This is a genomic window from Winogradskyella eckloniae, assembly GCF_013249045.1.
Classification (GTDB): Bacteria; Bacteroidota; Bacteroidia; order Flavobacteriales; family Flavobacteriaceae; genus Winogradskyella; species Winogradskyella eckloniae.
Genome location: NZ_JABRWP010000001.1, coordinates 414018 through 435885, shown reverse-complemented (window position 1 = coordinate 435885; position 21868 = coordinate 414018). Strand labels below are relative to the sequence as shown.

Below are 21868 nucleotides of genomic sequence, written 5' to 3'. Positions count from 1 at the left end.
TTTCAACCTTGTTTTTTGCGTCTTGTCGAGAACCCTCTAAAAACCCTACTGATTATACATTTTTTTTAACCATTCATCAAAAAATTTGCCCACCAATGAATTAATTATACATCTTTGTAGGGCTATTAATCAATTACTAAACCTTGTTTCTATGACGCGAAAAGCTAAAATTGAAACAAGGTTTTTTTTAGTCCTTAAATAAAATTCAGCTGTTTCTGCTGTGATGGAATAATACCTTCTGCTGATACATTCATCCATTTCGTTAATATCGTAGCATAAATAGATCTAAAATCTATACTATATTTTAAATCGCCATTAGAATCTAAATTACTTAAACTAGCCAAGCTATTATAGACACCAGCGTGTTTTAAGTTTTTACCAATAACAAAAACATTGTTTGCCGCTCCATGATCTGTGCCATCAGCAGCATTTTGTTTCACACGTCTGCCAAATTCCGAAAAGGTTAAGATTAAAGTATTCTCGTACGTATTATTCTGTTTTAGATCTTTTACAAAAGCCGAAACGCTATCTGCATATTGAGACAATAATTTTGCTTGTTTGTTAGTTTGATTGGCATGTGTATCAAACCCACCTAAAGAGGCATAAAACACCTTTGTATCTAAACCAGAATTGATGAATTGGGCTACATTTTTTAGTTGCTTTGCAAAATTGTTTTGAGGGTAATCTTCATTTGAGGATTTTACAGTTGTTTTTTCAAAAATATATTTGGCAGAAGACGTTGCCTCAATCATAGTTTGATATAAGTACCCTAAATTATGTTCACTTAAATGTGCATCGTTATAGTGATTAATTACATTTTTAAAATAAGGATCTTGTGCTGTTTTATACAATACATTATAATCGTTTGTAGCAATTCCATTAAAGTGTTCTCCTTTCATGGCTAAACTGAGTTGCTCATCTAGTTCTATGGCGTTATATGGCTTTTTACCGTATTGATCTAAATAACGGCCCAACCAACCGGTTTGTAAATATTCATCTGACCCACTTGCCGTATGCCAAATATCCATTGACCTAAAGTGCGACCTTACAGGATTAGGATACCCAACATTATTGATGATAGACAACTCGCCATTATCAAATAACGAGCGCAAAGGCTTTAGACTTGGATGAAAACCCAAATCATCATTTAATTTTATAATGTCTTTTGAAATAGCTAATCTTGGGCGCGCATTATAATACACATCATTGTTATAAGGTATAATGGTATTTAATCCATCATTTCCACCTGCTAATTGAACAATAACTAATCGTTTATATCCTAGTTGTTCTGTAGCCACTGTTTCAAACGCTTTTACAAAATTCGGAACAAAAAATAGGCTGCTCGCAAGGGCTGAATTCTTTAAAAATTTTCGTCTATCCATAACAGTAGTTCCTTTAGCACATTTGATATTCTGGCAATGACATTAATTGAATGCAATATTCTTTTTTAGAAGATGTATTCAGTGTTTCTATATAGTCTGCAGTGCCCTTATTTATAGCACCTTGAATTATAAAAGTTGTGAGATCATGGTGCGAAATGTTTTCAAAATCTGACAAAAATTTATGCCAGTCTGCTTTTATTCTAAATGGCAATTTTCCCTTATTCTTTTTTAAGTACAATCGTTTTAAATCTGCCTTAATATTAGTGTCGCCTTCTTTTAAAGAAATCATAGCATTATTTAACATCACAGAAGGCAATTTTAAACGCACCATAATGGTATTCGCATCAATCCATGCTTTATCTTCTTTCCAACCAGCAACGTTTGGTGGTGCCAATAATATTTGCCCAAGTAATTTCTGTATTTTCAGCAAATCTTTTGGTCTTTCGAATTGCATTGGTATCGTGTTAGCCATACCTACAATGTATTCTATTGGTGATTTAATTTTTACGCCAATATTGTGTTTATCATAAAACCAATCAGACAGAAAAACAAAACGCATTAACTGTTCAATATTATAATCTTTATAAAACACTTCTGCCATAGCTTCAATGTGTTCTAAATTTGGTTTTGGGTTAACAAAATGACAATAAATTTTTGTTGATATAAATGTTGCACACTGCTTTTCTTCTAGTATTATATCAATGATATCATCTCCTGAAAAATTTCCTGTTTTTCCAAAAAACGTCTTTAAGTTCTCATCATGCTGTTTAGCTCTAAACTTAAAGTTGCCATTAAAATCATGGTTATATCCTGTAAAAGCTCTGGCACTTTCTTTTATATCGTTTTCAGAATATCGCCCTTCACCCAAAGTAAACAACTCCATTAATTCGCGTGCAAAATTTTCATTTGGTTGTCGTTTTCTATTGTGCTTTCCGTTTAAATACTTCAGCATTGCTGCTTCTTTAGAAATCGCTTTTACAAAGGCTTTAAAATCACCCAGCGCATAATGTCTTAATGTATTATTATATTTTTGAGCAAAGACAACATGATTCTCTTTACATACAAAATGATTTGCCCAAAACAATGTCATTTTTTCTCTTAAAAGTTCTTTGGGATGCACTAATCTATCAATCCATGCTGTATTAAGGTTTTCTAATTTTTTTCGACTTTCCTTTTTAATTTTTTGAGCTAATTGAGGTTGGTCTTTTAACCGTTTTTGGGTAATTCCATCCATAAAGGAAAGGTCTATGTTTAAATAGGTCACAGCCTTAGAATCTTCAAAAAGTTGATCAACAACCTGCACTCTTTCTTTAAGTAGCGTATTGACTACAAAAGGATTAGCGCCAAAACCAGCGCGCCAATATAAATGATGAATTTCTGTTGCTGTCATATTACATAAGACTCTATAATTATGAAAACGTTTAAATTACAAAAAAACCGTCTCTGTTAAAGAAACGGTTTTTTATCTTAAATATTCTTATCTGGATTATTTTCCTCCATCAAGTTCGTCTTGCCATTTTAACAACTCAGCCCATTTACCTTCATAAGCAAATTTGGCTTGTTTTGGCCATGTGCCAGGTTTATGCATTTTAAAACGTTCTCCTCCACTATCTAGTACAGATTGACACTTTTCTACTGTACATTCTGATAAGGCTTTCCATGTTTTTACATCATGGTTATGAAATAATTCTTGAATTTTAGGTCCAATTCCTTCAACAACGGTTAAATCATCTTGCTTTATTTTTTTACCAAATACAGCTTTTGCTGCGTCAGCATCAAACGGAATTAAAGCAACTGCTGGAGCTGCCAAAGAAGCTGCTAGATTAGCATTTTCTGTTTTTGCAGTATTTAAATCAGCTGCTAAAAGAGAGGCTGCATTTTTAGATGCTGCTAAATCTGCTTCTAAAGCTGTTCTCGCCTTTTTACATGCCGCTAAATCTGCCTCTAATTGTGCTACGCGTTCTTCACAATCATTATCATTTCCTCCGCCTAGGAGTTTTCCAAGTAAATAACCTAGTAAAGCACAAATGAGACCTACTAGCAATGGGATTAATATACACCAATTCATAATTTATAATATTTTTTTAGTTAGTTAATTGTTATTACGGTTCGTCGATTTTTAGCCTGACCTTCTTTTGTGCTATTGTCTGCAATAGGATCATTAGGACCTTTAGAAGAAGTTTCTATATTAGCTTCTAAAATGCCATTTCTCACTAAATAGTCTTTAGCAAAATCTGCACGATCTTGTCCTAATTCCATATTCTTTGCAGCACTTCCTGAACTATCTGTATGACCTATTGCTTGTACTTTTAGTCCTAATTTGTCTACACAACGTGAAATCGTTGCAATTTTTGATCGTTGCTCGGCAGTTAGGTTAATTTGTGCTTGTCCTGTATTAAAATATAATACAATCGGATTTTTTCTAATCTCAGCACAAGCGGCTTCTAAGGCCTCATCTTTAGCATCGGTTTCCGCTGTAAGCATACCAAATTCTAAAGGACCAAACAATGTGTTAGTATCGTCTGGATTTATACTATCATTTAGTTTTCCATAAGTATTTATTTGCTTAGCCATAATACCTTGTGATACTAAATAATTTTTAACAGCATTTGCTCTTGCAATTCCTAAATTAGGGAATGCAGAATTGTTGGTCTCATCGCTTTTAAAATAGCCCGTGATATCAATTGTTTTCAATGGATTTGCTGCGAGATAATCTTTTAATCTTGAAACCTCTGCGGTTACGTTTTCTGACAGTGGATCTAAAATTGAAAACTTAGATGTTTTAAAATTAAAGTTGTCATTAATTTTAATCTTGAAGTCGCCATTGGCATCCGAAAGGCTAAAACCGTTTCGTGTTGCTTCAATAACTTCTGGTTCTGCTACAATGGTATTAGTTTCTTCGGTTGTAACCGCTTCCTCTGGACAACAATAACAGTCGTCACATAAGTAGCAATACAATAAAGTTCCAATAATAATTGTAAGCAAAATCCCTAAAAGATAGGATGTTTTTTTACTCATTGGTTAGTGTTTTTAGTTAATTGACCGTCAATATATTAAAAATTTAACATTTTTAGTCAATTATACGAAACACAATTCCTCATTAAGTCACAATTTACCGGCTCTTTTTATCCGTAAACCTAGATATAAAATCTCTTTTACCTAATAAAAACATTATACCCACACCAATGGTATTGTAATTACCTTTACTAAAAAATGATTCTATTTCTTGAGGTGCTCTAATATTGGTTTTTACAGTTCTGAATGCATAATCTATATACAGAGAAATTTGCGATTGTATTTCATAAGCCAAATACAACCCATAACTAGACAGTTGACCAGAATCATTTTGAAATCCTTCGCTTAAATTAAAGCCCGTATTTGTCATTTTAGTTTCTCCAAATAACGCAGCATTAACACCTAGTCTAAAATGTGGAGCTGGTAGAAACTCATAACCAAAATACAGAAAGTTGCTTTGAAACTTACTCTTATTATAATTCCCCACTAAAGCGTTGTTATCTACCGAAAAGTAACTTATAGAATTATTATACTCCATAAAAAATTGTTTATAGACGTATAACTTTAGTCTTAAATCATATCCAGACTTTCCACTATATGCGCTTCCAACAAAATTATTTCCACTTGATATTGGGATGTGGTAACCAACCGAAAATGAAACAAATTTTTGACGCTCTATACTACCAAACACACTTGATGTTTCTCTGCTACCGAGTTCTTCATCAGTGTCTACTTGTGTATAACCTATACAACTTATAAACAAACAAAAACTGACAATTGCTTTATTAATAACTGAAGTTAAACTCATACGTTGGTTGATCTATGGTAAAGGTTTCAATAATTTCTGGCTGGTCATCTATAGCATATCTAAATTCTATAGTTGCTCCCAAAGTGGTGCTTAAACTACGTTCTACATCAGAGCTGATATCATTTAACACTCTATAATCTATTAAGTCATTATAACAATAGCTTTGGCTTTCATTAATACTACCTAGCTCATAGTAATCTACACAATAGATATTAGTGTATTTAAAGCTGTAGTCTAACGTGTGTCCTTCTCCACTTGTTCGGGTAATATTATAATGCAATGTCGCTAAAGATTTTAACTCTACTGTGTTTAAATCATAAACTAAATTGGGCGGAATGTAATTAATAGTATTTGTATAATATCTATACTTAGATAATTGATCTTCTGCATCAATTTCTATAGAAAACTCATCATCTAAATCTAAAATAGACGTCACAGAAAATTCACCATTTCCATCACTATAACCTCTACCCAATAAATACTCATCATATCCTGAGCTCACAAAAATTCCTCTTGGTCGTTTTGTATACACACTAATTTGCGCACTTTCTATAGGTGCTCCATCATTGTTTACAACATTTCCCTTAACTAAAATCCGTACATCATCTTCAAACTCATTTACACAACCAAAAGTCAAAAAAAAGATACAAACAATAGAAAGGCTCTTGAGGTTAATTTTCATACACTGTTATTTAAACTAAATATATAACATTAAGATGAACTTTGTCAGAAACCGTTGCGTCAGATTATGTTAAAATAAAAAAAGCCATTTCACATGAAACAGCTTTTTTTATATCACAATCGGTAAACCGAATTTATAAATCAAATTTTATGCCTTGAGCTAAAGGCAACTCATCTGAGTAATTAATGGTATTAGTTTGTCTCCTCATATAAACCTTCCAAGCATCTGAGCCAGACTCACGTCCTCCACCAGTTTCTTTTTCTCCTCCAAAAGCACCTCCAATTTCGGCACCAGAAGTCCCAATATTTACATTTGCAATACCACAATCTGAACCAGCATAAGACAAGAATTTCTCTGCTTCTTTCATCTCGTTAGTCATAATGGCTGATGATAACCCTTGAGCTACACCATTTTGTTTGGCAATTGCATTTTCTACCTCTCCAGAATATTTCATGAGATATAAAATTGGTGCAAAAGTTTCGTGCTGTACGATTTCAAAATGATTTTCGGCTTCAATGATTGCTGGTTTTACGTAGCATCCAGATTCGTATCCTTCCCCTTCTAAAACACCACCTTCAACTAAAACATTTCCGCCTTCTGCTATTGCTTTTTCAATTGCAGCTAAATAAGTCGCTACAGAGTCTTTGTCGATCAACGGTCCAATATGATTTTTTTCATCTAAAGGATTACCAATCGTTAATTGCCCATAAGCACCAACAATGGCATCTCTTACTTTATCATAAACTGATTCGTGTATAATGAGTCGTCTAGTAGACGTACAACGTTGACCACATGTACCTACAGCACCAAATACAGCACCAGGCACAACAACTTTTAAATCTGCCGAAGGCGTAATAATTATCGCATTGTTACCACCTAACTCTAATAACGATTTTCCAAAACGTTCTGCTACAGTTGCACCTACAATGCGGCCCATTCTTGTAGATCCCGTTGCAGAGACTAAAGGTATTCTAGAGTCTGTTGTCATCATTTCTCCAACTTTATAGTCGCCATTAATGATACATGAAATACCTTCTGGCAGATCATTTTCTTTTAAAATACCTGCAATAATATTTTGGCAAGCAATAGAACACAATGGAGCTTTTTCAGACGCTTTCCACACGCAAACATCACCGCAAATCCATGCTAAAGCTGTATTCCAAGCCCAAACAGCAACCGGAAAATTAAAGGCCGAAATAATACCAACTACACCTATAGGATGCCATTGTTCACGCATCACGTGACCAGGTCGTTCTGAAGGAATTGTTTGTCCGTTTAACTGACGCGACAAGCCTACGGCAAAATCACAAATGTCAATCATTTCTTGTACTTCACCATACCCTTCTTGCAAAGATTTACCCATTTCATAAGACACCAATTTACCCAATGGCTCTTTTAAATCTCTTAGTTTATTACCAAACTGACGCACTATTTCGCCGCGTTGTGGTGCTGGTTTATCTCTCCATGTTAAAAACGCGCTGGTTGCAGCATCCATTACCTTATCGTAATCTGCTCTTGTCGTAGATTTTACTTTGCCTATTAATTGACCATCTACAGGAGAATAACTTTCAATAATTGCTCCATTAGAAAAAGTATTAGAGCCTGTTGAAGTTCCTTCATTTAAATCCTTAACACCTAACTGACTCAAAGCGTCATTTATTCCGAAATCGGTAGCAATTGCTTCCATATATGTTTAAATTTTATGAATTATTAAATTTTTATGCGAAGTTAGTAATAAAATGTCAAATTTTACTGCTGTATAAATTGTAATAAAAACTGATAATAAAATGAAGTCTCATGTGATAGCTAAGAAACATTTTTTATTTCAAATAAGATGCTTATTTATGTTTTTTTGCTCATCTTTTACAACAACTTAGGGTTAATTCTGTAACATTTTAATATCTTTAAAAACAAATAGTTAACCAACCTCATCTACAACCATTGACCTAATTTACTTTCAACCTAAAAGAAAGTAAATGATAACATTATTACGCCGATTTAGACAACGGCTTCTAAGCGAGAACAAATTTTCTAAATATTTGATCTATGCCATTGGAGAAATCATCCTTGTGGTAATTGGTATTCTTATTGCGTTAGGTATTAATAACAACAACAATTTTAATGCGCAAAGAAAAATAGAACACGACTATTTAACATCGCTTCAAACAGAGTTTAAAACCAATTTAAAAAAAATAAACACATCTATTTCCGTCAATGAACAGCGCGTACAATCACTAAAAACGATTTTGACTTTATTTAACAAGAATGTAAGCGATACGACTAGTACACACACAATTTCTCAATTACTTGGTCCTATTTTTGGTAGTGATATTCAATACACACCAGCAACAGGTGTCTTAAATGATATTATTAGTTCTGGTAAACTGAATCTTATTTTAAATAAAAACTTGAGGCAAGATTTAGCGTCTTTTGAAAGTACCATAAATTATTTAAGCACACAGTTAAATGATGCTGATTTTACTCAACGAAAATTAACAAGTCTTTTTTTTAAAAACGGAAGCGCTAAAACTATTGTTACAGATTTAAAAATCATTGATTCTCAATTTCAATCTATATCTGCAAAAACCAACAACAAGGACATCTTTAATTCTATTGAATTTGAAAATTATCTTGTGGATTATTACCTATTAGCTAAAGCCACAAATGGTCCTCGATTATTTGGTGGCATTAAAACGCAAATAGAAACCATTCTAAAAGAAATTGATCACGAATTAGAACATAAATAAAGCTATTAATTAAATATAAACATCATGAAAAGTAAAAAGCCAAATTGGACCAAAACAGAATTACAAGTGTATATTATGCTACTCTGCGCTAATGCTGATAAAACAGAAACTGAGGAAGAATTAAAAATGATACAAAACAAAACCGCTCCAAAATCCTTTTTAAAAATGCATAAAAAATTCCATAAGCATTCTTCTAAAAAGCGATTAGATAAAATTGAAAAGGTCATTAATAATCATGATTACAGCCAAATGGAACTTGCAGCGTTTAGAAGAGAAATGTATAAGATATTTTTTTCGGATTGCAGTTTTAGTATGATGGAAGAACGTTTAGACATGACCTTAGATAATATACTATACTAATGATTAAATTCTTCTGACATTTTAGAAAAGACCTTATAGAGAAAAACAAAACATCTAAATACTTTAAATACGCTATTGCCGAATGCTTAGTAAGGAAAATGGCATTAAAAACTATAAAAAAATCAATATAATTAAATCCAGAAAATGAAAATACAATAAAAGTCTTTGAAGAATTGAAAGTAGAAAATTGAAGAAGAAGAAGAATAAATAAAGTTACTCTTTTAATCACTCCTCAATTTTAACTCAAAAATAAACAGCATCAATCTAAACTCATTACTTACTTCCATCTATAAAACAAAAATCTACAAAAATTTTCTATTAAGCAGTTATTTATTAAATTACATCTTTTACGATGTAGCCATAAACATACAAACACCTATGTTATCTTTTAACACGTTTACAACATAAAATTTATGATATCTCGTAGAATTCTAGTTGATAAATTGAATAACCACTCATAAGAAACTGTATTTTTAACTCAAAACCCAAAATTTACATGAAGTCATTTTTACCTACACTTTTATTTCTATTTGCTTTCAACATAACCTTTGCCCAATTAGGTTTTGAAGCACATTACGTATACGGTGAAGCCTCCTACAACGAGTCACTTTGTTTGGAGGATATAACAAATAATGGACATTTAGATATTATTTATTCTACAACTTATGCAGGTAGTGGTGACAGCGTAAAATTTGTTACTAATGTAAATGGCGAAGGTAGTTTTGCCTCTCCATCTTACATCTCTAGTTTAAACTTTGCGACCTCTATACACGCTGCAGATTTAGATGGTGACAATGATTTAGATATTATTACAGCAAACTCATTAGAAGACAAGGTATCTTGGCATAGAAATGAGTACAATGGTTTTATTTATTTTGATACTGACGCTGAGGAGATAATAACAGAAACTCAAAATGCACCTTCTTCTGTATTTGCAGAAGATATAGATGGTGATGGCGATTTAGATGTTCTTGTAACTTCTGCTTATGATGATACTGTGGCATGGTATGAAAACACAGATGGCTTAGGAAACTTTGGCTCTAAACAAATTATCTTTAATAATGCAGATGGTGCATGTTATATTGAGAGTGCAGATGTTGATGGTGATGGTGATATGGATCTACTTGTAGCCTCTAACTACGACAACGTAATAAGATGGTTTAAAAATACAGATGGACTAGGTACTTTTGTATTGGGCGAAGTCATTACCACATTTGTAAGTTATGTTTATAAAGCTACGTTTGCTGATGTAGATGGTGATGGCGATTTAGATGTACTCTCGGTATCTTCTAGTGATAGTAAAATTGCCTGGTACGAAAACACGGATGGCCTTGGTTCTTTCGGTGCACAACAAATTATTAGTACCGAATTAAGCTTTCCTAAAGAAATTGAAAGTGCCGATTTAGATAATGATGGCGATCTCGATATTATTGCTTCGTATGGTAGCTATGGCGGTACTGTTGAAACTGCAGAAATAGTTTGGATTGAAAACCTAAACGGACTTGGTACTTTTGGAAGTATACAAAGTATTAGTGGTCCTGGTCATGGTGCTCATTCTATTTCTGTAAAAGATATAGATGAAGATGGTATTCTAGATATAGCTTTTGTGAGTTCTTCTGATATGGGTTGGTATAAAAATCTCGGTATTTCAAGTAATGAAATTTCAGGTTACGTAAAACTAGACACTAATCTCACGGGTTGTACAAATCCTAATGTCGACATACCTAATATATTTGTAACAACCACAAATGGTACAGAAACGTTGACATCAATGACGTTAAATAATAGTTTGTATCAATTATTTCCAGGTGAAGGTGATTATACGACAACTATCGCCTCTCAATTACCAAGTTATTTTAATGTATACCCAAGCTCGTACGACTCCTCTTTTACAGGTTATAGCAATACTGATACAGCCAATTTTTGCCTGCAACGTTATGGAGTTGTAGATGATTTAAGTATATCGCTATATCCATTATCTGATCCTAGACCTGGATTTGACATTATTTACAAACTCGTCTATCGCAATAACGGTAACACAGAATTAACTGGTAATGTAGCATTAGAATTTGATGATGAAAAAATACAATATATAACTGCGAATGAAAATGTTGTTCAAGATTCAGATACCTCATTGAGTTTAAGTTTTACAGACCTCAGCCCTTTTGAAATTAGAACCATTGATTTAAGATTTAATGTTTTTCAGATACCAACAACTAATATTGATGATGTTATAGAATTTACTGCAACCGTAAATCCAATAGCAGGAGATGAAACACCAGATAACAATGTTTTTCTCTTCAAAGATCTTGTAATTGGTGCTTATGACCCTAACGATATTAGAGTTTTAGAAGGTGAAACTGTTCATATTGATGATTCAGATGACTATTTACATTATATCATTCGTTTTCAAAATACGGGTACAGCAGAAGCAATAAACGTCAATGTAGAAAATACATTAGATGACAAACTAGATTGGACAACCATGCAACTAGAGTCCCTAAGTCATGATGGTCGTGTGGAAATCACAAACAACACACAAGTTAATTTTATTTTTAACGATATCAACCTACCAGACAGTACTAACGATGAACCTAATTCCCATGGTTATATTGCTTATAAAATTAAACCAATAAATTCAGTTCAGATTTCTGATATTGTTGAAAATACCGCAGACATTTATTTCGATTTTAATCCTGCAATAACAACAAACACAGTATCAACAGAGTTTGTTGAGCAACTCTCTAATGCAGATCATGATTTAAATAATTTCTCAATTTTTCCGAACCCAACTTCGGGCTTCATAAACATATCTAGTAAAACGGCATTTCATACAATTTCAGTAATTGATATTAATGGTAGAAATCTAAAAGAAATTCAATTTAATAACCACACGTTAAATACAGAGCTCGACTTATCTCACTTAAAAAGTGGCGTTTACTTTTTAAATATCAATTCAAATCTTAAAACAACTAATGTTAAAGTTATGGTTAAATGATAGAGTTTATTTACTTCATGAGTATCGAAACGCTAAGCAAATACTAGCTATTTTTCATTTAGCTAAAGTCGCAAAAACTAAAAGTTTACCCATTTTAAATGATGTTCAAATTGAACGTGCCATTATGTAATGCGCAACCTATGCAAAGCTTATAAATAGTAAGGCCGATCTTAACACAACGTATCCTTGAGGTTTGAGACTTAATAGCGCAAGATTGAGATTAATCCTCCTATTAAATCCTCTAAAAAATAATTATAAATCGTTACATATTATTTGCAAATTTCAATGCTAAAACAATCCTAATTTCCTCCCTTCATTTCATAACAATTCTTAACTTTAAGAACAATTTAACAACCAACCAAAGTCTAAACCCATAAAAATCACAGTACTTATTTAACAAGAATGCACCTACCCTTCTTTTTTAAATCGTAGTTTTACTCTTTAACCCATCAACATCATGAACATCAAAAAGCACCTCGTCCTACTCCTAATTGTCATTGCCGCATACTCTTGTAAGGATAAAACTATTGAAACCGATAATATATTTAAGTATAGAAATTATATAAGTTATACGACTTCAGGGTTAGTTTCAGTTGCAGAACCCATAAAAATTAGCCTTTCTGATACGGTCGCTGGATGGGAAATTGATAAAGTATTACCAACAGATCTTATAAAAATCACACCACACGTTCAAGGCGAATTAAAAGCCATGAACAATCACACAGTGCTTTTTACACCAGACGAAAATTTAGAATCTGCTACAGAATACACGGTAAAAATAAAATTGTCAGAGGTATACAACGATATCCCAAAGGAGTTTGAAGATTATACATTTCAATTTAAAACCATTACACCAAGCTTTAATATTACAACGCAAAATTTACAGTCTTACAGTAAAGAGTGGCAATACCTTTTTGCTGATTTAAGATCTGCAGATGTGATTTCACTTTCCGATGCAAAAAAGTTAGTTTCGGCATCTCAAAACTCAAAAGACTTAAAATTAGTTTGGAATGAAGAATTAGAATATTCAAAATACTTCGAGTTTAAAATAGACAGTATCAATCGTTTAGTTGAAGACAGCAAAATTGATATCGCTTGGGATGGTGCCGCAATAAAAGCAGAAAACAAAGGCGAGAATTTCTTAACCATTCCTGGTAAAAACAACTTTGTAATTGTTAATACCGAAGTGGTACAAAGTCCAGAACAATACTTATCCTTAAATTTTTCTGATCCCTTAGTAAAACAACAAAACTTTGCAGGTTTAGTTTCGCTTCAAAATGCAAAAAATCCAAAATACATAGTAGATGGCAACGTTTTACGTGTGTATCCAGACACTAAATTAGTTGGCAACATTCAGGTCGATGTATTTAAAGGCATCAAAAATACAGATGGCTATAAGCTAAAAAAGCCATTTTCAGAAACGATCACTTTTGAAGAAATTAAACCAGAAGTAAGACTCATCAGTAATGGAAGTATTCTTCCAAATTCCAATAACTTAAAATTTAATTTTGAAGCCGTTAATTTGAGTAAAGTCGATGTGCGAATTATTAAAATATACGAAAATAACGTGCTTCAATTTTTACAAGATTATCATATTAGTAGTGGCGATCCATACGCGATTAAAAAAGTAGGAAGACGCATCGCTAAGGAAACCATAACGTTAATTCAAGAAGACAACCAAAACACAGGTAAATGGAAAGCCTACAGCATAGATTTATCTAAATACTTATCGGCAGATCCTGGTGCCATTTATCGCGTAGAATTGAGCTATAAAAAGTCGTATTCATTATACGATTGTTCTTCAAAAGCTGAAACCACAAATATTGAAGAAGATGATTACTACGACGATTATTATGGCGAAGACTACTATACCTCTGAAGACCTTACCGAAGAAGAAGAAAATTATAGGGAAGAATTGTATTGGGATAACTTAAGCTACAGTTACAGAAACAACAATTACCGCTGGAGAGATAGAGATAACCCTTGCACAGATTCTTATTTTAACTACGGAAACCGTGTTGTTTCTCAGAACTTAATTAGCTCAAATCTTGGTGTCATTGCAAAACAAGGCAATGACAATAACTATATGTTTGCCGTTACAAATATTCTAAACACTGATCCAGAAAGTGCAGCAAATGTGACACTATACAATTACCAGCAACAAGAATTAGCCAGTGGAAACACAAACCAAGACGGTATTTTTAAGGTTGATGCCAAAAACAAAGCAGCCTTTGCCATCGTCACTAAAGGAAAAAGTGTGAGTTATGTAAAATTACATGATGGCATGTCCTTATCACTAAGTAAATTCGATGTATCTGGAAGCAGATTACAACGCGGATTAAAAGGTTATATCTATGCAGAACGTGGCGTTTGGAGACCTGGAGACAGTCTGTTTTTAACCTTTATGCTTAATGACAATGCCAATAAATTACCAAAACGTCATCCTGTAAAACTAGAAATTACAGATCCTGTTGGTAAATTAGTTTACAGAAAAGTGTCAGTAGATAATCTTAATAATTTCTATGATTTTATAGTACCAACCTCATCAGATTATAAAACAGGAAACTATAATGCTAAAGTATCTGTAGGTGGTGCAACCTTCTCAAAAGGTTTAAAAATCGAAACCGTAAAACCAAATCGACTAAAAATTAAAATAGACTTTGAAGATGAAATTTTAACGAACAATAAACCCCTTCAAGGCGACCTAAATGTCACTTGGTTACATGGTGCACCAGCTAAAAATTTAAAAGCCGAAGTAAAAGCAAAATTCACATCATCATATACTAGTTTTGAAGGTTACAAGGATTATGTTTTCAACGATCCTACGAGAACATTTACCTCAGAAGAAACCAATGTTTTCGAAGGCAATTTAGATGACGATGGAAATGCAAAAATTAATTCAAAATTAAATATTGGTAAAAATGCACCAGGCATGTTAAGAGCGCAGTTTTTAGTAAGAGCTTTTGAAAATGGTGGCGATTTTTCACTAGATGCTTTCTCTATGCCTTACGCACCTTACGAAAGTTTTGTAGGCTTACAATCACCAAAAGGAAACAATTATGGATCTTTCTTTACAGACGAAAATCACACTTTTAATGTAGCTACTGTAACGGCAGAAGGCAAACCTGTACAACGCAAAAACCTAGATGTAAAAGTTTATAAAGTAGAATGGCGTTGGTGGTGGAATTCGTCTTACGACAACCTATCGAGTTACGTATCGAGCAATTACCATAGACCAGTCCAAACGTTTTCTGTAAACACAGACGCTAATGGTAAAGCGAATTTTAAACTTAAAATTCCGGAGAACGAACGCGGTCGTTACTTAATTAGAATCGTAGATCCTGTGAGTGGACATGCCACAGGACGTACCGCATATTTTTATAAAAATTGGTGGTCTACAAATCCATCAAACGATAAGGAAGCCGCAAAAATGTTAGTCTTTTCTACAGATAAGGATAACTATAATGTTGGAGATGTCGCAAAATTAACCTTCCCTTCTGGCACTGAAGGAAGAGCTTTAGTTAGCATAGAAAATGGCTCAGAAGTACTGCAACACCAATGGGTAAAAACGCAGCCTGGAGAAACTACAGTTGATATTCCGGTAACCTCTAAAATGGCACCAAATGTTTTTATTAACATTTCACTATTACAACCACATGCCATTTCATCTAATGATTTACCAATTCGATTATTTGGTGTCATACCAATGATGGTAGAAGATCCATCAACAAAATTAGAACCTGAAATTAAGATGCCAGATGTCATTAGACCAGAACAATCTTATGAGATAACTGTGTCTGAGAAAAACAACAAAGCTATGACTTATACCATCGCTGTTGTTGAAGAAGGTTTGCTAGACTTAACCCGTTTTAAAACACCAAATGCTTGGGATAGTTTCTATGCACGAGAAGCTTTGGGTGTAAAAACATGGGACATTTTTGATGATGTTATAGGTGCATATTCTGGCAGCGTAGACCAAGTATTTGCAATTGGTGGTGACGGCAGTGCTGCTGGTGGAAAAAACAAAAAAGCCAATCGTTTTAAACCTGTAGTAACGTATTTAGGTCCTTTCCTTTTAGGCGAAGGCAAAACCAAAACACATCAACTTAAAATGCCAAATTATGTTGGTGCCGTAAGAGCCATGGTTGTTGCTGGTAATAATGCCACTGAAGCTTATGGAAGCACAGACAAATCCGTACAGGTTAAGCAACCGTTAATGGTATTGGCAACCTTACCAAGAAAATTAAGTCCTGGCGAAAAAGTAACACTTCCTGTGACGGTTTTTGCCATGGAAGACAAAGTAAAAAACGTTAATCTGTCTTTAAAACTAAGTGATGGTATTACTGTAAAAGGCGAAGCGTCTCAATCCTTAAAATTCAATAAACCAGACGAAAAAATGGTGTATTTTGAATTGGATGTCACTAAAGCAAAAGGCATAAATACTATAGAAGTTATAGCGTCTGGTAATGGCGAAAAATCGACATATAAAGTAGAGATAGATGTAGAAAACCCTAACCCTTATACCTCTAAAGTTAATGATTATGAACTAGAAGCTAACGCTAAACAATCTGTTAATGTTACTACTTTTGGTGTGCCTGGAACCAATTCAGCAACCGTAGAATTTTCAACTTTACCACCAATGGATTTTACACGAAGATTACAATATTTAATTCGTTATCCACATGGTTGTTTAGAACAAACAACATCTAGTGTTTTCCCTCAGTTATTCTTAGCAGATATTTTTGATTTAACAGCGAAAAGGAAGAAAGAACTTCAAAGTAATATTGAAAGTGGAATAAAACGTTTAGGGAATTTTCAACAACCAAATGGAGGTATGAGTTATTGGATGGGAGAAAACACAGCAAATGATTGGACTACAAGTTATGCAGGTCATTTTATGATTGAAGCTGAGAAAAAAGGTTTTGTTTTACCATTAACGTTTAAGAGTAATTGGCTAGCCTATCAAAAACAAGCAGCTCGTAATTGGAGACCAAGCTATAAAATTTATCATTCAGATTTAGCACAAGCGTATCGTTTATACACGTTGGCATTAGCCGGAAGTCCAGATTTAGCCAGTATGAATAGATTACGTGAGTTTGAAGAAATCTCAAACGAAGCTAAATGGCGATTAGCAGCAGCTTATGCATTGGCTGGTCAAAAAGAAGCTAGTGATGCTATTTCAAAAACGGCAAATATTAATTTTCAGCCACCAAGATCTAATTATTACACGTACGGTTCTGTAGATAGAAATAGAGCAATGGCTTTAGAAACTATGATTATTACAGGTAATCCTAAAGCTAGAGAATTAGCAAAAACAATTGCTAAAGATCTATCTGGAGATAATTGGATGAGTACTCAAACCACAGCATATAGTTTATTAGCTATGGGAAAAATGGTCATTAAAAATGGCGGAAAAGATTTAAAGCTATCATACAGTATTAATGGAAAATCGGAGACTATTGATACTAAAAATGCTATTGCACAACGCAGCATACCTATTAAAGATGGTACTAACCAAATTTCTATTAATAATGCCAAAGATAATTTAGTCTATGTTAGAGTTGTAAGTTCTGGTAAACTAAAATTAGGTGAAGAATTAGCAGAGCAAAGAGGCTTTACTATTTCAACTATTTATAAAGATTTACAAGGCAATAAAATTGACGTTTCAAAGCTTCAACAAGGACAAGATTTTGTAGCAACCGTAAGTATTTCAAACTTAACAAATGATTATGTGAGAGATGTTGCGTTAACTCAAATTTTCCCTTCGGGTTGGGATATTGTGAATACAAGATTCACAGCCTTTGGAGACACAACTGTAAGCCAAGCTCGATATACTGATATAAGAGACGATCGTGTCAATTTCTATTTTGATATGAATAAAAAAGGAAAATACGGCACCAAAACCTTTACCGTTTTACTAAATGCATCATATTTAGGCACCTATTATTTGCCAGGCGCACAAGCTGAAGCCATGTATGATAATGATTATTTAGTTAGAAATAAAGGCCAATGGATTACGGTAGAGAAGTAACCAAGACCTTGCTGGTTTTTAAAACCTAGCAGGTCTAAAAATAAGATACTGAAACAAGTTCAGCATGATAAAACAAACTAAACACTTGTCGGTCGACAGACAAGAATCCTAGAATAAAAACCGCTAAAAAAATGTTTAACCCAAAAACAACAAATTATGAACAATTTAAAACAGATTTTAGCGATCGCAATGCTTTTAAGTGTTGCATTAGTAACAGCACAACAAACAGCTTATGTTGCTGCAGAAAGTGGATTATCTCTTAGAGACCAACCAGATATTAGCGCAAAGCTTTTGAGTAAATTATCTTACGGTGAAGCCATTGGTGTTATTGAAAAAACAGATAAAGAACTGGTAGTTGTAGAGGCTGGAGAAAAAGTAAGTGGACAATGGGTAAAAGTTGAAACCAGAAATCATATTGGTTATGTGTTTAACGGTTATTTATCGTCAACAAAAATTTCTAAAACGATTAGAATAGGATTAGAAAAATTAAATGTTGAAATAAAAAATTTAGCTACAAGTGACAACAAAAGAATTCACAAGTTAAAACAACAAGATTCACTAAAAATAAATGTAGATATAGGTGCCACACCAGAACAAAAGCAAATTGTTTTGGTAGAAAATGACTATAAACATGTAAACATCTTTCAACGCTATGAAAATAGCATTTCGTTTATGAGTGCAGATAAAAAATGTGATACCAATGAATGGAAACATTATGATTCTGAATGGAAACCAATAAAACAGTTGCGATCTAATACTTTTGAAACTCTAACTTATACTGAAAACGATTGGAAAAAATTCATAAAAACGTCAATTGAAGACTTAAAAACAGAAGTTATTGACCAATGTGGAGACAAATGGTTAGAATATGTTGAGAATATAAAAAACGTGAAAAATTATCCCGTTGCTGTATCTACAAACCGCGTTTTTCTTAAATTTATTATCACAGATTATGATGATAATATCACTGAAAAAATAATTGAATTTGATATACCAAAAGATTATTAATAGAAACACTTAATTAGAGACCTGTAAGGTTTTAGACACCTTATAGGTCTTTATTATAATATTTCTTGAAGCACAAGCACATTTTTACATGATGAACGACAAACCATACTACGCCGTAATATTTACCTCAACACAAACTAAAAACATTGAGGGTTATACTGAGATGGCTGAAAAAATGGAACGTTTAGCTAAAGAACAAGATGGATTTTTAGGCATAGATTCTGCACGAAACGACATTGGTATCACAGTAAGTTATTGGAAAAGTCTAGAAGCAATTAAAAATTGGAAAGCTAATACATCGCATTTGTTTGCACAACAAAAAGGACGTGAACAATGGTACAATTGGTATAATGTACGCATCTGCAAAGTAGAGCGTGAATATGAATTTCTAAATGAATAAAAATCGCTTAAATACCTTAAAAAACATTTCAGAACAGAAACCATGTATTAAAATTTGAAACTCCTCAATTACATAAAACGAAATAAGATAAAATCTACAATTATCATTGTTCTTGGCGTAGTTTATTATTTCTGTTTACCTCAACATTTATTTAAAGATCCAACGGCAACTGTAATAACGAGCGAGTCTAACGAATTAATAGGCGCACTAATTGCAGAGGATGGTCAATGGCGCTTTCCTGCAAATGATAGTATACCTGAGAAATTTAAAACCTGTATTCTTCAATTTGAAGATGAATACTTTTACAAACATCCAGGATTTAACCCTGTTTCTATATTTAAAGCCATAAAAGGTAATATCAGTTCTGGTTCTGTAAAACGAGGAGGAAGCACACTTACCCAACAAGTCATTAGATTATCTAGAAAAGGACAATCTAGAACGTACACAGAAAAACTTAAAGAAATTATTTTAGCAACGCGCTTAGAGTTTAGGTTATCAAAAGAAGAGATTCTAAATCTATATGCAAGTCATGCACCATTTGGCGGCAATGTTGTTGGGATCGACGCTGCTGCTTGGCGTTACTTTAATAGAAATGCATCCAACTTATCTTGGGCAGAAAGTGCCACTTTAGCCGTTTTACCAAATGCACCTAGCTTAATTTATCCTGGAAAAAACCAGCAAAGATTGTTAGAAAAGCGCAATCGATTGTTAAAAAAATTATACCATAATGGCACAATTGACGAGCTTACTTATGAGCTATCCATTGCAGAAGGATTACCACAAAAACCTTATCCATTACCACAAATTGCACCACACCTACTGCAAAAAGTAGCGAAAGACAGTAGAGGAAAACGCATCAAAACCACTATAAATCTAAGACTTCAAGAACAAACGAATACTATTGTAAAACAACACTATAATCTATTAAAGCAAAACGAAATTTACAATATGTCTGTTTTAGTTCTAGATGTAAAAACCAGAAAAGTGTTAACCTACATTGGTAATTCACCTACAGATAATGCCCATCAAAAAAGTGTAGATATTATAGACAAGCCCAGAAGTACTGGTAGTATTTTAAAACCATTTTTGTACGCAGCAATGCTCGATGCTGGTGATTTATTACCAAATACTTTAGTTGCAGATGTACCAACGCAGTTTGGTAGTTATCAACCTCAAAATTATCATCAATCTTATGATGGTGCCGTGTTTGCAAACGACGCTTTATCGCGTTCATTAAATGTGCCTATGGTAAGAATGCTTCAAGGATTTGGCTTAGATCGCTTTTATCATTATCTAAAAGCACTAAAACTAAAAGATTTAAAATACAACGCTAATCATTATGGTTTATCACTAATTCTTGGAGGCGCAGAAAGCAACCTATGGGATTTATGTAAAAGTTATGCTGCTATGTCTTCAACTTTAAATCATTTTAATGACAATTCTAGCCAGTATTTTACAAATGAATTTTGCGAACCGATTTACAATACAAATCAAACACTAGATTTTGGGCAACAAACCACTCAGAAAGATATTTTCGATGCCGCTTCTATTTACCTCACTTTTGAAAGTATGAAACAAGTAAACCGACCAGAAAGTGATGAAAGTTGGGAATACTATGACTCCTCACAAGACATTGCCTGGAAAACAGGAACAAGTTTTGGTTTTAGAGACGCTTGGGCAATTGGTACTACAAAAGATTATGTTGTTGGTGTTTGGGTTGGTAATGCAGATGGTGAAGGCAGACCTGGTTTGGTTGGTGTGCAAACTGCAGCTCCAATATTATTTGATGTTTTTGATTTATTACCTAAAAGCAACTGGTTTCAGCAACCTTTTGATGAAATGCTAGAAGTAAATATTTGCAAAAAGAGTGGTTATAGAGCATCTAAAATATGTGATGACACCGAATTGAGATTTATTCAAGCAAGTGGCAAAAAGACAGAACCATGTCCATTTCATAAACTCATTCACTTAGATGCTACTGAACAATACCAAGTAAACTCATCTTGCGAATCTGTAACTCGTATTGTCAATAAACCTTGGTTTGTATTGCCTCCTTTGCAAGCCCATTATTTTAAAAACAAAAATCCATTTTACCAATCTTTACCTCCATTTAGAGAAGATTGTATAGAATCTATAGAAGTTTCTATGGAATTTATTTACCCTAATCAGCAAAGCACCATTTATTTACCTAAAGATTTTAATGGAAAAACTAATGATTTAATCTTAAAAATAGCACATTCTAAACCAGAACTCGAGATCCATTGGTATGTTGATAGTGACTATATTGGCAGCACCAAAGACATACATGATATGGCCATTTTACCGAGTGCTGGCGAACATATAATTACGGTTATGGATGCCTTAGGAAATAGTTTAAAACACAAAATTACAATTTCTGAGTAACCACATTCAGCTTCAAATTGCTACTTTTGCAGAA

14 protein-coding genes are annotated in these 21868 nt (G+C 33.3%); 7 read left to right on the top strand and 7 right to left on the bottom strand.

The features are described from left to right. Positions 1 to 194: 194 nt before the first annotated feature. The 7 genes from HNV08_RS01925 to amaB form a co-directional block, all read right to left on the bottom strand. Entirely contained in the window at positions 195 to 1382 is a 1188-nt protein-coding gene (locus tag HNV08_RS01925) for a DUF1501 domain-containing protein (RefSeq protein ID WP_173279419.1), read from the bottom strand. Between the two features lie 13 nt (positions 1383 to 1395). Beyond that, positions 1396 to 2772, bottom strand: a complete 1377-nt coding sequence (locus tag HNV08_RS01920) for a DUF1800 domain-containing protein (RefSeq protein ID WP_173279418.1) — start codon at positions 2770 to 2772, stop codon at positions 1396 to 1398. 96 nt (positions 2773 to 2868) lie between these two features. Beyond that, entirely contained in the window at positions 2869 to 3450 is a 582-nt protein-coding gene (locus HNV08_RS01915) for a hypothetical protein (RefSeq protein WP_173279417.1), read from the bottom strand. A 20-nt stretch (positions 3451 to 3470) separates the two neighbouring features. Continuing rightward, positions 3471 to 4400 (bottom strand): OmpA family protein, encoded by a 930-nt coding sequence (locus HNV08_RS01910; RefSeq protein WP_173279416.1) that lies wholly within the window; start codon positions 4398 to 4400, stop codon positions 3471 to 3473. 94 nt (positions 4401 to 4494) lie between these two features. Beyond that, positions 4495 to 5205, bottom strand: coding sequence for a hypothetical protein (locus HNV08_RS01905; protein ID WP_173279415.1), 711 nt, complete (start codon positions 5203 to 5205; stop codon positions 4495 to 4497). Next, complete coding sequence (locus HNV08_RS01900; protein WP_173279414.1) at positions 5183 to 5887, bottom strand: hypothetical protein; 705 nt, start codon at positions 5885 to 5887, stop codon at positions 5183 to 5185. The genes HNV08_RS01905 and HNV08_RS01900 overlap by 23 nt, the downstream gene beginning before the upstream one ends. Before the next feature lie 133 nt (positions 5888 to 6020). Next, the gene (gene amaB, locus HNV08_RS01895; RefSeq protein ID WP_173279413.1) at positions 6021 to 7574 is read right to left on the bottom strand and encodes an L-piperidine-6-carboxylate dehydrogenase; all 1554 of its coding nucleotides are present in this window, start codon (positions 7572 to 7574) and stop codon (positions 6021 to 6023) included. A 289-nt stretch (positions 7575 to 7863) separates the two neighbouring features. Between amaB and HNV08_RS01890 the strand changes: the two genes are divergently transcribed. The 7 genes from HNV08_RS01890 (at position 7864) to pbpC (ending at position 21834) form a co-directional block, all read left to right on the top strand. Continuing rightward, positions 7864 to 8634 carry a DUF6090 family protein gene (locus tag HNV08_RS01890; RefSeq protein WP_173279412.1) on the top strand — a complete coding sequence of 257 codons (771 nt, stop codon included), beginning with the start codon at positions 7864 to 7866 and terminating at the stop codon, positions 8632 to 8634. Positions 8635 to 8658: 24 nt separating this feature from the next. Then, positions 8659 to 8994 (top strand): hypothetical protein, encoded by a 336-nt coding sequence (locus HNV08_RS01885; protein WP_173279411.1) that lies wholly within the window; start codon positions 8659 to 8661, stop codon positions 8992 to 8994. A gap of 496 nt (positions 8995 to 9490) precedes the next feature. Continuing rightward, entirely contained in the window at positions 9491 to 11992 is a 2502-nt protein-coding gene (locus HNV08_RS01880) for a DUF7619 domain-containing protein (protein ID WP_173279410.1), read from the top strand. A gap of 457 nt (positions 11993 to 12449) precedes the next feature. Then, the gene (locus tag HNV08_RS01875; RefSeq protein WP_173279409.1) at positions 12450 to 18023 is read left to right on the top strand and encodes an alpha-2-macroglobulin family protein; all 5574 of its coding nucleotides are present in this window, start codon (positions 12450 to 12452) and stop codon (positions 18021 to 18023) included. A gap of 156 nt (positions 18024 to 18179) precedes the next feature. Continuing rightward, positions 18180 to 19031 carry an SH3 domain-containing protein gene (locus HNV08_RS01870; RefSeq protein ID WP_173279408.1) on the top strand — a complete coding sequence of 284 codons (852 nt, stop codon included), beginning with the start codon at positions 18180 to 18182 and terminating at the stop codon, positions 19029 to 19031. 88 nt (positions 19032 to 19119) lie between these two features. After that, positions 19120 to 19431: an antibiotic biosynthesis monooxygenase family protein gene (locus HNV08_RS01865; protein WP_173279407.1), complete on the top strand. Its 312-nt coding sequence runs from the start codon at positions 19120 to 19122 to the stop codon at positions 19429 to 19431. A gap of 54 nt (positions 19432 to 19485) precedes the next feature. Further along, positions 19486 to 21834, top strand: coding sequence for a penicillin-binding protein 1C (gene pbpC, locus HNV08_RS01860; protein ID WP_173279406.1), 2349 nt, complete (start codon positions 19486 to 19488; stop codon positions 21832 to 21834). The last annotated feature ends 34 nt before the right edge of the window (positions 21835 to 21868 follow it).